Here is a 13,164-nt window from a genome sequence, read left to right on the forward strand (position 1 = left end):
GTTTCCTCTTTACGGGCCGCTTAGCTTATCGCGCTGGCCAGTCTGTTCAATTTACCTAAGGCAGATCCATCGATTACCAGATCGCCTGCCCGAATGATTGCGCCGCCCAGCAGACTTTCGTCTACGCTTTCGCTGAGGGTGATTTCTTTACCCAGGCGTTTTTTAAGTGCAGCAGCAATCTTGCTTTTTTGTTCATCCGTCAACGGCCGTGCGGTTATCACATCGGCTGACAGCATTTGTTCCGCATCGGCGCGTAACTCTTCATATAGCTCTGCAATTTCCGGCAACAGCAGCAATCGATTGTTTTCTGCCAGAAGCAGCAGAAAACTACGAGCATCTGTGCTGAGCTCACCAGTGATATCGGCAAGCAGATTAACTGCCTGTTCATCACTGACCGCAGGGCTCACCAATATGGATTGCACCTCGGGAGTAGCAGCGCATTGCGCCAGTACACTAAGCAGCTCAGACCATGACTGCATGTCGCCTTTTTCTTGTGCAATCGCAAATACGGCTGATGCGTAGGGGCGAGCGATGGTTATTGATTCTGCCATCCTATGATTCCTCTAGATTTGGCTGACCAACTCATCGAGCAGGTCGGTGTGGGCTTTGTCATCAATCTCACGACTAAGGATTTTGCCAGCACCTGCCAGTGCAACTGTCGCAACTTGTGCTCTCAGTTCATCACGGGCGCGGTTCGCTTCCTGCTCAATTTCTGCACGGGCAGAAGAGAGAATTCGCTCACCTTCAGTACGCGCAGTGCCTTTGGCTTCATCGACAATTTCATTTCCGCGGCGCTGTGCCTGAGAAACGATTTCGCTTGCCTGATCTTTTGCTTCATGAATTACCTGTTGGGCACGTTTTTCTGCCAACTCTTGTTCATGACGACCACGTTCTGCCGCAGCCAGACCATCAGCGATTTTCTTTTTGCGTTCTTCCAACGCCTGCATGATAGGCGGCCAGACGTACTTCATGCAGAATGCGACGAAAATCGCAAAGGCAATTAGCTGGCCTATCAAGGTTGCATTGATATTCATGCCTGTACCTCTTGTTTATCGCTATTGGGAGTTGAGTTAATGATCTTAACCAGCTACCGCGAACAGTACATACATTGCCAAACCAACAGCGATCATTGGTACCGCGTCAACCAGACCCGCAACCAGGAAGAACTGTGTACGCAACATTGGCACTAATTCAGGTTGGCGAGCAGCAGCTTCCAGGAAACGACCACCCAACAGACCGACACCAACGGCCGCACCCAGAGCACCCAGACCAATCATCAGTGCACCCGCAATATAAACTAAACCCATATCCATTTTTCTCTCCTACGAACGTCTAAAGACTAAAAAAATAAAGTTACAACTCAATCAAACTCAATGATGTTCCTGATGTGCCATATCCATATATACCGTGGTCAGCACCATAAAGATGAATGCTTGCAACGTAATAATCAGAATATGGAAAATCGCCCAGCCAACCTGTAACAGACCGGCAAAAGAACCCAGAACAAGACCGGCACCGTACATGGTAGCGATCAAAATGAACACCATTTCACCTGCATACATGTTGCCGAACAACCGTAATGCCAGTGAAAATGGTTTTGCAATCAAGGTGACAGTTTCCAGCACAAGGTTGATAGGCAGCGCCCATTTACCAAAAGGCTGCAAGGTCAGTTCGCCAACGAAACCACCGACGCCTTTGACTTTGAAACTGTAATAAAGCATGAGTAAGAAAACGAATAATGCCATGCCAAGCGTGGCATTTGGATCGGTTGTCGGGACGATTTTGAAGAACACATCGTGCGGATCAACACCGAATATGGCTGATGCACCGTGAGCCACGGCCAGGGGAATAACATCTACCGGAATTAAGTCCATCAGGTTCATCAGGAAAACCCAGACAAAGATGGTTAATGCCATCGGAGCAACCAGAGTATTTTTACCGCCGCTGAATGAACCACGAACCGTGTCGTCAATAAACTCCATTATCCATTCTGCGAAATTCTGTGTGCCGGTCGGGACGCCGGCGGAGACTTTTTTGGCAACGCTGCGGAAAAACCACATCATCAAACCGCCAAGTAAAATCGACATAAACATGGTGTCGACGTTGATGGACCAAAAACCCATTTGCGCCGCCTCACCAGAAGACATCGCAAAACCATAATCACCTGTCGGAGCCCATACGCCCGGCTCTATCTCTTCGTGTTTCTGACCGAAAGTCAGATTCTGAAGGTGATGCTTGATGTATCCTGAAGTTGTTAATTCTTCCGCCATGTTTGTCTCAAGCCCGTTTCATATTTCCAAACAATAAAACCACTTGTATCGCGACGAAGCCGAGCAGTAGCGGTAACGCGGTAAATTCAAACACCACGAAGCCAACCACAAACATGGCCAGGGTAAAAACCCATCGTTCTGCAATACACCTGTATATGCCACCGAGATTTTTTGCCGGATTGGCACCAGCCTTCATGACTGTTCTCAGTAAATGCCATTTCAACAATAGTGTGTTAGCCACACTAATCATGCCTCCAAAGCATACGGCTATGGCGACATCCTTGCCATGTAACCATGAGACACAAGCCACTATGATCAGCAACGCTATAAACTGGGTTTTTAGCAGCTGATTGACGGGCCTGACCCTGGTTAATTGCTCCATTTTTATCCGCTGGATCTTAGTTTTGCCTTAAGCAAATCAGGGAATTATATAGACCTATGCTTTGCATGGTCAACGACTATCTCGCTTAATTTATTTCAGGCAGATTAAATTTGCAGATTTATGAATTCGCTTAATCCTGATTTTTTCACTGTGAAAGATTCCATTTATGATTCTGGTTTTGCAAAAACTTGCCTGTGATATTTTCCCGAAGAAAGCATTATTTCAGCCCATCAGGCTTTTAAAGGTGATGCATTGGGAACCCGGCTTAATCTTGAAGATCAAGGGATTTAGGTTGCAGATCGAATTTTAAACAATGCGCCTGATATAACTTTTTAAGCTCCGCTTCTCCCATCAAATTACCCGGTTCATCGCGATAGCTGATTTCACCACTGACTGGCGACCCCTGCCATTTTTGCTCAATTTGTTTACGTTCAGGCTGTTGTTTGAACCAGGCAATAAATTCATTGGCTTTGGCCAACAGCCGATAGCTTGATCCCCACGCATTCACGGCCATCGTGTAGTAATACGGTTGCGGTGCAATATTTCCCGGAATAATTTCAATCTTGCCAAACCAGGGGCTGGCTGGATTTTCACAGGCCCAGTAATAAATAGGCAGATCTACGCCAAAAGCGTCGACAACGCCATCCGACAGACAATTATGAATTCGGGTCTGATCGGAATAGGCAATTAAATTTTCCAGTTTAATCCTTCCATCCGCTTTGCCTTCGTTGCTACTCCAGCGCAAACCTTGATCTTCAAGCACCTGAAAAGCGGCTGGATCATTGATAATACCCACTACTTTGCCATTGAGATCTTCCAGCCGGGAGATATTGCTGTCACCCTTTCTGCGAGCCAACACCCAATGCAGATAGGTATAGGCCTCGGAATAAGCAACATTGTCGTATTCAGCGGATGGGGGAAGTGCGCTGATCACAACGTCTGCAGGCGGCTCACCATATTTTTTACCTGCGGTAAGTAATTCAGTGCACATATCCCATGGCGCTTCGATAAATTCACATTCAACGCCAAGGAACCGTGCAAATGCTCTGGCGTAATCTACATCCAGCCCTTTCAGTGGCTCACCGAGTTTTTCACGAAATGACAGACCAACAAAATTGGGTTCTATCGCCACTCGCAATGTTCCTCGCCGCAAAATATCATCGAGTTGGTCATGCGATGCATCCGGCACCAAAAAGAGTTTTTTCAGCGTGTTATCCATTGCTTTTACGGCTGGCTCGATCTGCGCTGACTGAATATCAATTTTTTCCAAACCGCTGGACATATCTTCAACCACATCGTTAATGATCTTGTTCTTGCCATGTATGCGCTGCATAACGCCTTTGTTTAAATCCAGCGTTTCAAAAATCACCGCCGTGTTTTCCATAATCGCTCGCAGTTGCTCACTGATAGATTGAAACAATTCGGTGAGCTGACCGGTAGCAGATTGAATAACCTCAACAAAACTGTTCAGTCTTTCGGTATTGGTTTCGCGGATATGATCCAGTTCAGTGTTAACCTCTGTAAAATCCAGCTGTTTGGCTGCTTGCTGCGCCTGCTCCATGGTTACGGCAGCCAGTCTTCGAACCTCATCAGCCACGACGGCAAATCCCCGGCCGTGCTCCCCGGCACGCGCTGCTTCAATAGCCGCATTTAGCGCCAGCATATTCACGCCACGCCCGATTTCCAGAATGCCATCCAGCACTTGCGTAACACTATTGGATTTTTCATTGAGAGTAAGTGATATGTCTTGCATTGCCTGCCCGACAGCGCCATTCACATCCCGCACTTCCACGTCTATTTGTGCCTGTAATGCGCCAACCGTAGAGTTTGAGCTATTCAGGTAATCATTAGCCTGCCTGAGTTCACTATCCAGTTTGTCAGTACGCTGGCCGATTTCTGATAAAAAGTTTTGCTGTACCTCCAGCGCGCGGAAAATCTGTCGTGAAAGCTGTGCTGTCTGGCTGCTTACTAATTGCAGGGAACGATAAAAACGCTTTTCTGCCTCAGAAAATTGTTGGGGGGATGTCGCCTCATCCTGCTCCAAAGAATTTGCAATCGGAGGCTCATTGAACTCTGATGAATTAAATATTCTGTCCAACAGTTTCATTGCTGACTCCATAAATGTCGATTCAACAGAGCTATGCAATTGTCAGTCCAGCAATGACTGACACGCGTGAATGGATATGCAATGCTTTTAAAAATGAGATGTTAGAAAAAACGGTGCTGAATGGAGGTCATCTAACTTGCAGTAAGGTAAACAAAGTTGCACCAGAGTGAAACATAGACTTCACCCGTTCTGTGCAAATTGATCTCTGACTATCTTTTTAAACCCCAATTTGTTTAATCAGGTGTTTTAGCTCATCAACATTGGAATAATCAAAAACCAGTTTTCCTTTGCCATTGGCGCGGTGCTTGATACTAAAGCCTTTACCCAGTTTTTCAGCAAGACGCTGTTCGAGTCGCTCGATTTCTTCCAGTGATGGCTGAGGGACTTCCTGTTTATCTGCCGGGGAGGATTTCAACAGACGACGAATAAGCTGTTCTGTCTCACGGACAGACAGACCCTTTTCAACGATCTGCAAAGCGGCTTCTGACTGACTTTCACCTTCCAGAGCCAATAACGTTCGGGCATGGCCCATTTCCAGATCGCAGTTTTCCAGCAACTTTTTCACATCATCATTGAGATTACGCAGACGCAGTAAATTAGTGATGGTGGCGCGGGATTTCCCCACAGCTTCAGCCGTTTGCTGATGGGTTAATTCAAATTCTTCACGCAGTCGATGCAAGGCATTGGCCTCTTCCATCGGGTTGAGATTTTCGCGTTGAATGTTCTCAATCAATGCCATCGCGATTGCATTGCGATCCGACACATCTTTGATCAAAACCGGAACACTTTCCAGGCCAGCCAGCTTGGAAGCCCGCCAGCGGCGTTCCCCGGCAATGATTTCGTAATGCCCGCCGTCAATCGGTCTCACCACAATCGGTTGCACCAGACCTTGAGAACGGATGGAGTCGGCAAGTTCTTCAAGGGATTCCTGAGACATATCCATGCGTGGCTGATATTTGCCGGGTTGAATCATGTCCAGCGGAAAATGTTGCAAGCTGTCATTCAGGCTGTTTTCGTCCTGATTGACGTCACCTAACAGTGCATCCAGTCCTCTGCCTAATCCTCTTTTTTTACTTACCATATTTAGGAATACCTGTGTGTTAGCTTGCCGTTGTCGCTTTTTTATCACGTCGCATCAATTCACTGGCTAAAGCCATATAGGCAATTGAGCCACGCGAAGTTCGATCATAATTTAACACAGGCAGACCATGGCTGGGCGCTTCGGCTAAGCGAACATTACGCGGAATTATCGAATGAAAGACTTTACCCTGGAAATGACTTATCAATTGGCGTGACACCTGATTGGCCAGATTATTACGCGCATCGAACATGGTGCGCACCATACCGGTGACTTCCAATGCCGGATTGGCGCGTTGTTTTACCCGTTCGATAGTACGCAACAACGAGGTGAGTCCTTCCAACGCATAGTATTCACATTGAATCGGAATCAAGACACCTTTTGAAGCGACCAGCGCGTTGACTGTTAACATGCTCAAAGATGGCGGACAGTCGATCAGGATAAAATCGTATTTTTCCTTACTGGATTCCAGCGCCAATCTAAGCCGGTGCTCACGAAGTTTGATTTCCAGCAACTGGACTTCTGCTGCCGTCAAATCGGTATTGGTTGGCATCACATCAAAGCCCAAGCCTTCCGGGCGAATGATCGCATCACTGGCTTTGGCTTCAGCCATAATAACGTCATAACTGCTGATTTCGATGGCATCTTTATCAATGCCACAACCGGTGGTCGCATTACCCTGCGGATCTAAATCAATCATTAATACTTTCTTGCCAGAATCAGCAAGTGAAGCCGCCAGATTTACTGTGGTGGTCGTTTTACCGACACCGCCCTTCTGATTGGTAACCGCGAATATATTTCCCACTGATGCTAATCCTTAATCAGTCTTACCAGATGCCTTTCAGCCTGATCTCCCGGTACGTTCAGCGTGACAATATCCTGCAGTTTGAAACCGCTTTTAATTGCTGCGAGTTCTTGTTCCGGATAGACGCCTTTCATCAAAACCAGGCTGCCAGCATCATCGCAGTGTCTCGCGGCTAAATCAATAATCTCAGCGATTGTGGCAAATGCCCGAGCGGTTACAACGTCAAATTTTGGCAAAGTTATTTGTTCTACTCTGCCATGTATTACCGTCACATTATTCAATTTCAGCTCGGCTTTCACCTGCTGTAAAAAACGTGTTTTTTTGATATTGCTATCGAGCAGGGTGACTGACATTTGCGGAAAACAGATAGCAATTGGAATACCGGGCAGTCCTGCTCCACTCCCAACATCTAACAGGTTAGTGCAGTTCAGATACGGAATTAATGACAAACTATCAAGGATATGTCGCGTCAACATGGTTTGCGGATCACGCACCGAGGTCAGATTATAGACCTTGTTCCATTTTTGCAGCAGTGCCAGATAATCCAGTAGCTGTGTTTTTTGCTCTTCGGAAAGTTGTAATTGCAGTTCAGCACAGCCCTTATCGAGCTGTGCTTTTAAATCTGAACCCATCAGCTCGCTTCACTCCATCCGGAACGTTTCAGATGCACCAATAACAACGAGACGGCAGCGGGCGTGACACCGGAAATCCTGGCAGCCTGACCTAAACTCTGGGGTTTGGCATTTTGCAGTTTTTCACGAACTTCATTGGATAAACCCCGTACATTGTGATAATCCAGATCGGCTGGCAATATGGTGCTTTCATTACGTTGCAGACGGTTGACCTCATTCTGCTGGCGATTGATATAACCGGCATATTTCACCTGGATCATCACCTGCTCGGCCACATCATCTGCGACCAATTGCTCTTCATTCAATAAGGTCATCAAGCCTTGATAATCCACACTGGGACGGCGTAATAATTCAATCGCTGTGCTACTTTTGGCCAGTGGCTCACCCAACACTGAAATGGCTCGTTGCTGATCTATCTTTTCCGGGGAGATCCGAGTGGTATTCAGACGGTTGTTTTCAGACTCAATCGCTTCCAGCTTGGCACTGAATACCGCCCAACGCGCATCATCGACAATACCTAACTGACGACCAATCGGCGTCAGACGGGAATCGGCATTATCCTCACGTAACATCAGACGATATTCTGCCCGACTGGTGAACATACGATAAGGCTCTTTGGTGCCGGAAGTAATCAGGTCATCAATTAATACGCCGATATAGGCCTCATCACGACGTGGATACCAGGGCTCAAGTTCACGTGTCTGCAAACCGGCATTCAGACCGGCGATCAAACCCTGGGCAGCCGCTTCTTCATAACCCGTCGTGCCATTAATCTGACCGGCAAAGAACAGGCCCGGCATGTGTTTGGTTTCCAGCCACGGTGTTAAATCACGTGGGTCAAAAAAGTCGTATTCAATAGCGTAACCCGGACGAGTGATATGGGCATTTTCCAAACCTTTCATTGAACGCACAATCTCATATTGCACATCAAACGGCAGGCTGGTGGAAATACCATTGGGATAGACTTCATTACAGTCCAGCCCTTCGGGTTCGAGGAAAATCTGGTGTGAGTTACGATCGGCAAAACGCACCACTTTGTCTTCAATTGATGGACAGTAACGTGGACCAATGCCTTCGATCTCGCCACTGTACATTGGTGAACGATCCAAATTGTTACGAATCACCTCATGCGTTTTTTCATTGGTATGGGTGATATGACAGGAAATCTGCTGCGGATGATGTTCACGTTTGCCAAGAAATGAAAATACTGGTGTCGGATTATCTCCCGGCTGTTCGGCTAATTGTGAATAATCAATACTGTTACTGGCGATACGGGGCGGTGTACCAGTTTTTAGACGATCAACGCGGAAAGGTAACGCACGCAAACGTTCAGCCAATGCAACAGAGGCAGGATCGCCCGCCCGACCACCTTGATGACGTTGCATACCGATATGAATTACACCACCGAGGAACGTACCGACAGTGAGTACCACGGCTTTACCACCAAACCGTAAACCCGACTGGGTGACAACACCGGCAACGCGACCGTTTTCAACGATCAAATCATCAACAGCCTGCTGGAATAAATAGAGATTGGGTTGTGACTCCAGCACAGCACGAATGGCGGCTTTATAACGGATTCTATCGGCCTGGGCACGAGTAGCTCTCACTGCCGGACCTTTACTGGCATTCAGAATTCTGAACTGAATACCGCCGAGATCAGCCGCTTTGGCCATGATGCCACCCAATGCATCAATCTCTTTGACTAAATGACCTTTACCGATCCCGCCAATCGCCGGGTTACAGCTCATCTGCCCTAATGTTTCGATGTTCTGTGTTAACAGAAGTGTTTTTACGCCCTGGCGAGCTGCCGCCAACGCAGCTTCGGTGCCGGCATGACCACCGCCAACGACTATCACATCATATTGATCCTGATACTGCATAACTCACCCGCGATAAAAAACTTGTAAAAGACTGCAGATTTTAACATGGCAGTCATAATCTTTGCCTAATATTTCAATCATTTATGGTTCAGTTATGACAAAAATGCCTGACTGAATCTTCATTAATTTTGATTATCACAATCCGGCAGAGATCTCATGATTGAAAAAAACACTGGCATAAAAAGGTTAATGTTTGCTTTAGTCTATTCGTTACAAGGACTGTATGCCGGAATTCGTTATGAATCTGCCTTCCGGCAGGAATTTATTTTGCTGTTACTGCTGGGAATCGTCAGTTTTTTTCTTGATGTTACACCCGCGGAAAGACTGTTGATGATTGCCTCATTAGTGGCTGTACTGATTGTTGAAGCACTTAACTCGGCCATTGAGTGTGTTGTTGATCGGGTAAGCACCGATGTACACAAACTGTCTGGCCGAGCCAAGGACTATGGATCGCTTGCTGTGTTACTGACTTTGTTATTGAGTGCTGCTACCTGGTTGATGATTTTGCTGGATTAGATCGTTGATAAGCCCAAAACATCATAACCAATCCGGCTATGATCATCGGAACACATAACAGCTGCCCCATAGTAAACCAGTCAAACGCCAGATAGCCGTATTGTGGATCGGGCACCCGGAAAAATTCTGCTGCAAAGCGGAAACTGCCATATCCTAATAAAAACAGACCTGATACTGCCGCCCGTGGACGCGTTTTGGCCGAAAACCACCACAAAATAACGAATAGCAACAAACCTTCCAACAATGCCTGATAGAGCTGTGAAGGATGCCGAGCCAGCGGTCCTCCTGTTGGAAACACCATTGCCCAGGGGACATCCGATACTCTGCCCCATAATTCCCCGTTAATAAAATTACCTATCCGCCCAAAAAATAAGCCTAACGGTACTAATGGTGCAACAAAGTCACTGATTTCAAAAAAAGATTTTCCGGATTTTCGACCAAATAGCCAGATGGCTATCAAAACTCCTAACAAACCTCCATGAAAAGACATGCCTCCCTGCCAGACTTTAAACAGGTTCAGTGGATTATTAATAACATTGAGTAAATCATAGAATAAGGCGTAACCAATCCTGCCACCCAGGATCACCCCGATCGCGCCATAAAAAAGCAAATCTTCTACCTGAGATTTTTCCCAGCCATAATCATTCGCTCTCCATCTGGCTAACATCCAGGCCGCGACAAAACCAAACAGATACATCAAACCATACCAATGAATGGCCAATGGTCCGAGCTCAAGCGCAACAGGATCAATCTGCGGATAATTCATATTTTGTTCTCATAGACTTTGGTGCACGCATCATAACAAGCCCGCTATGAATCTTCATTAACAGAATTTTGCACCAATTTTGGGCGTGGGATTTTCATGGTCGCACCAAAATAACCCTTTCAGTAATGAAAGATTTGCCGCAAATTACCATATCTAATTGAATAATAAATACTTTTTAAAACTGGCATGTAAACTGCGTTAGTTGTGGCAGTCTGAATACACGGTGTTGTAAAAAATCAACGCATCGGATTCAAAAAAGACTAAAACAATTCAAACGAGGAGATATACATGAAATTCAAAACGCTCTCAGCAATGTGTCTTGCTGCCACAACAGTTTTAGCGACTTCATCAGCAATGGCATGGGAAAGCGAAGACGGAGCACATTCAGTAACAGCCAACGTCTTAATAGGTAGTGATTACATTTTCCGTGGTATTTCACAAACCGATAACAACCCAACCATTCAAGGCGGGATTGATTACGGCCATGCCTCTGGATTGTATGTCGGTACCTGGGCATCAAATGTAGATTTTGATGATGCCGATTTTAGTTCAGAGTTCAACCTTTACGGTGGTTTTGCCAATGAAATTGGCGAAACTGGTATCGGCTATGATATCGGTGCGATTCGTTACTACTATCCTGGTACAGGTGGCGGTGCTGACTTTAATGAAATCTACGGTAGCTTAAGCTACAGCTATTTCAGTTTCGGTATTGCACACTCCAGCAACTTCCTGAATCTGGATGAAGACGGCACATACTATAATCTTGGTTTTGAATACGGTCTGCCATATGACATTACCCTGATGGCTGGTATCGGTTATCAGGACTTAGATAGCGATATCGGTGAAAGCTACACTGATTATCTGATTGGTGTTTCTAAAACCATGTTTGACCTGGATTTCGCCTTAACATGGACTGACACTGACAGTGATGGTGAAGACTTCGCTGGTGATAAAGATCTGGTCGACAATATCTTTTCTTTCAGTGTTTCGAAAACATTCTAAGACCTTATCTGTGAATCGCCCTGCTATTGCAGGGCGATTATTCTAAAGAAGGAATACGCTTATGAAACAAGTTGTAGCTATTATCAAGCCGTTCAAGCTTGATGATGTCCGTGAATCACTCTCCGAAATCGGTGTGCAAGGTTTAACGGTTTCTGAAGTAAAAGGGTTTGGACGTCAAAAGGGGCACACTGAGTTATACAGAGGTGCGGAGTACGTTGTCGATTTCCTGCCGAAGTTAAAACTGGAAATCGCAATTGATGATGCCATCGTTGAACAGGTTATCGAAGCTATCATCAAGGGTGCTAACACTGGCAAAATCGGTGATGGCAAAATCTTCGTTTACCCACTTGAGCAAGTGGTTCGGATTCGCACAGGCGAAACCGGCCCAGATGCCCTGTAAGCTTAGGGAGTATTGATAATGGAAAATGAAATCTTTGAACTCCAATATGCCTTAGATACCTTTTATTTCGTAATAAGTGGTGCCTTTGTCATGTGGATGGCAGCTGGTTTTTCTATGCTTGAAGCGGGTCTGGTTCGGGCAAAAAATACCACTGAAATCCTGACTAAAAACGTTATGCTGTTTGCTATTGCCTGCACCATGTACATGATTGTCGGTTATAGCATTATGTACGATGGCGCAATCTTCCTATCCGGGATTCTTGAAGATGGTGTTGCAGATGAGTGGACATACTCTCCCTCTGCAGACTTTTTCTTTCAGGTAGTTTTTGTTGCGACTGCAATGTCTATTGTTTCGGGTGCTGTAGCTGAACGTATGAAACTTTGGTCCTTTGCTGCATTTGCCGTCGTTTTAACGGGCTTTATTTATCCTTTACAAGGTAGCTGGACATGGGGCGGACAAGATGTATTTGGTTTGTTCAACCTGGGTGATATTGGTTATCTCGATTTTGCTGGTTCAGGTATCGTTCACATGGCCGGTGCTGCTGCAGCATTAGCAGGCGTTATCTTATTGGGAGCTCGTAAGGGTAAATACGGTCCTAATGGTGAAGTTCGCCCGATTCCGGGTGCAAACCTGCCTTTAGCCACACTGGGTACATTCATTCTGTGGATGGGTTGGTTTGGATTTAACGGTGGTTCAGTCTTAGCGACTGCCTCTGTTGCTGATGCAAACGCTGTTGCCGTTGTCTTCATGAACACCAATGCGGCGGCGGTCGGTGGTGTGCTTGCTGCGCTTATCGTTGCCAAGCTGCTGTTTGGCAAAGCGGATTTAACCATGATTCTGAATGGTGCATTGGCAGGTCTGGTGGCTATTACCGCTGGCCCTGATACACCTACTCCATTAATTGCAACCATTATCGGTGCAGTTGGTGGCGCCATTGTGGTGTTCTCAATCGTCTTTATGGATAAAATCAAGATTGACGATCCTGTCGGCGCCATCTCTGTGCATGGTGTAGTGGGTATCTGGGGTCTGCTGGCAGTACCACTGACTAATCCAGATGCCACTTTCTCAGCACAAATCATCGGTGCAGTAACCATCTTTGTTTGGGTATTCGTTGCCAGCTTAATTGTCTGGGGCGTACTGAAAATGATTATGGGTCTGCGTGTGACCGAAGAAGAAGAATACGAAGGTGTGGATTTGGTGGAATGTGGTATGGAAGCATACCCAGAATTCACTAATAATTCTAACTAAGTCATTCTCGACATAACAAAAAGGGCAGGTTTTACCTGCCCTTTTTTATGTCTGTGACCCGTCCTAAATAAGGTT

General features: G+C 46.2%; 15 protein-coding genes. 4 read left to right on the forward strand and 11 right to left on the reverse strand.

From position 1 onward, the window contains the following. Window positions 1-20 precede the first annotated feature (20 nt). From B2W60_RS13075 to mnmG, 10 genes are all read right to left on the reverse strand, one after another. Window positions 21-551 (reverse strand): F0F1 ATP synthase subunit delta, encoded by a 531-nt coding sequence (locus tag B2W60_RS13075; RefSeq protein ID WP_292361368.1) that lies wholly within the window; start codon window positions 549-551, stop codon window positions 21-23. A gap of 12 nt (window positions 552-563) precedes the next feature. Next, window positions 564-1,034, reverse strand: coding sequence for a F0F1 ATP synthase subunit B (locus tag B2W60_RS13080; protein WP_292361369.1), 471 nt, complete (start codon window positions 1,032-1,034; stop codon window positions 564-566). Between the two features lie 45 nt (window positions 1,035-1,079). Then, complete coding sequence (gene atpE, locus B2W60_RS13085) at window positions 1,080-1,313, reverse strand: F0F1 ATP synthase subunit C (protein WP_292361370.1); 234 nt, start codon at window positions 1,311-1,313, stop codon at window positions 1,080-1,082. 57 nt (window positions 1,314-1,370) lie between these two features. Beyond that, a complete protein-coding gene (atpB, locus tag B2W60_RS13090; protein ID WP_292361371.1) occupies window positions 1,371-2,270 on the reverse strand; it encodes a F0F1 ATP synthase subunit A in 900 nt (299 codons plus the stop codon). Window positions 2,271-2,277: 7 nt separating this feature from the next. Further along, a complete protein-coding gene (locus B2W60_RS13095) occupies window positions 2,278-2,652 on the reverse strand; it encodes an ATP synthase subunit I (RefSeq protein WP_292361372.1) in 375 nt (124 codons plus the stop codon). 265 nt (window positions 2,653-2,917) lie between these two features. After that, window positions 2,918-4,759 (reverse strand): methyl-accepting chemotaxis protein, encoded by a 1,842-nt coding sequence (locus B2W60_RS13100; RefSeq protein ID WP_292361373.1) that lies wholly within the window; start codon window positions 4,757-4,759, stop codon window positions 2,918-2,920. 217 nt (window positions 4,760-4,976) lie between these two features. Next, window positions 4,977-5,840 carry a ParB/RepB/Spo0J family partition protein gene (locus B2W60_RS13105; RefSeq protein ID WP_292361374.1) on the reverse strand — a complete coding sequence of 288 codons (864 nt, stop codon included), beginning with the start codon at window positions 5,838-5,840 and terminating at the stop codon, window positions 4,977-4,979. A 19-nt stretch (window positions 5,841-5,859) separates the two neighbouring features. Continuing rightward, window positions 5,860-6,642 (reverse strand): ParA family protein, encoded by a 783-nt coding sequence (locus B2W60_RS13110; RefSeq protein ID WP_292361375.1) that lies wholly within the window; start codon window positions 6,640-6,642, stop codon window positions 5,860-5,862. A gap of 5 nt (window positions 6,643-6,647) precedes the next feature. After that, entirely contained in the window at window positions 6,648-7,274 is a 627-nt protein-coding gene (gene rsmG, locus B2W60_RS13115) for a 16S rRNA (guanine(527)-N(7))-methyltransferase RsmG (protein WP_292361376.1), read from the reverse strand. Beyond that, window positions 7,274-9,157 (reverse strand): tRNA uridine-5-carboxymethylaminomethyl(34) synthesis enzyme MnmG, encoded by a 1,884-nt coding sequence (gene mnmG, locus B2W60_RS13120; protein ID WP_292361377.1) that lies wholly within the window; start codon window positions 9,155-9,157, stop codon window positions 7,274-7,276. The genes rsmG and mnmG overlap by 1 nt, the downstream gene beginning before the upstream one ends. 156 nt (window positions 9,158-9,313) lie before the next feature. Here mnmG and B2W60_RS13125 point away from each other — a divergent pair, with 156 nt between their 5' ends. Further along, a complete protein-coding gene (locus B2W60_RS13125) occupies window positions 9,314-9,673 on the forward strand; it encodes a diacylglycerol kinase (RefSeq protein WP_292361378.1) in 360 nt (119 codons plus the stop codon). Here the strand turns inward: B2W60_RS13125 and lgt are convergent. Further along, window positions 9,645-10,439 (reverse strand): prolipoprotein diacylglyceryl transferase, encoded by a 795-nt coding sequence (gene lgt / locus B2W60_RS13130; protein WP_292361379.1) that lies wholly within the window; start codon window positions 10,437-10,439, stop codon window positions 9,645-9,647. The genes B2W60_RS13125 and lgt overlap by 29 nt on opposite strands. 288 nt (window positions 10,440-10,727) lie before the next feature. On the opposite strand from lgt, the gene B2W60_RS13135 reads away from it, so the two are divergent. The 3 genes from B2W60_RS13135 (at window position 10,728) to B2W60_RS13145 (ending at window position 13,089) form a co-directional block, all read left to right on the forward strand. Beyond that, window positions 10,728-11,441, forward strand: coding sequence for a TorF family putative porin (locus B2W60_RS13135; RefSeq protein ID WP_292361380.1), 714 nt, complete (start codon window positions 10,728-10,730; stop codon window positions 11,439-11,441). Between the two features lie 61 nt (window positions 11,442-11,502). Further along, on the forward strand, window positions 11,503-11,841 hold the full coding sequence (locus tag B2W60_RS13140) for a P-II family nitrogen regulator (RefSeq protein WP_292361381.1): 339 nt from the start codon (window positions 11,503-11,505) through the stop codon (window positions 11,839-11,841). An 18-nt stretch (window positions 11,842-11,859) separates the two neighbouring features. Next, window positions 11,860-13,089: an ammonium transporter gene (locus tag B2W60_RS13145; protein ID WP_292361382.1), complete on the forward strand. Its 1,230-nt coding sequence runs from the start codon at window positions 11,860-11,862 to the stop codon at window positions 13,087-13,089. Window positions 13,090-13,164 lie beyond the last annotated feature (75 nt).

The sequence above is a fragment of the Methylophaga sp. UBA2496 genome, from assembly GCF_002341635.1.
In the GTDB taxonomy this organism is placed as follows: domain Bacteria; phylum Pseudomonadota; class Gammaproteobacteria; order Nitrosococcales; family Methylophagaceae; genus Methylophaga.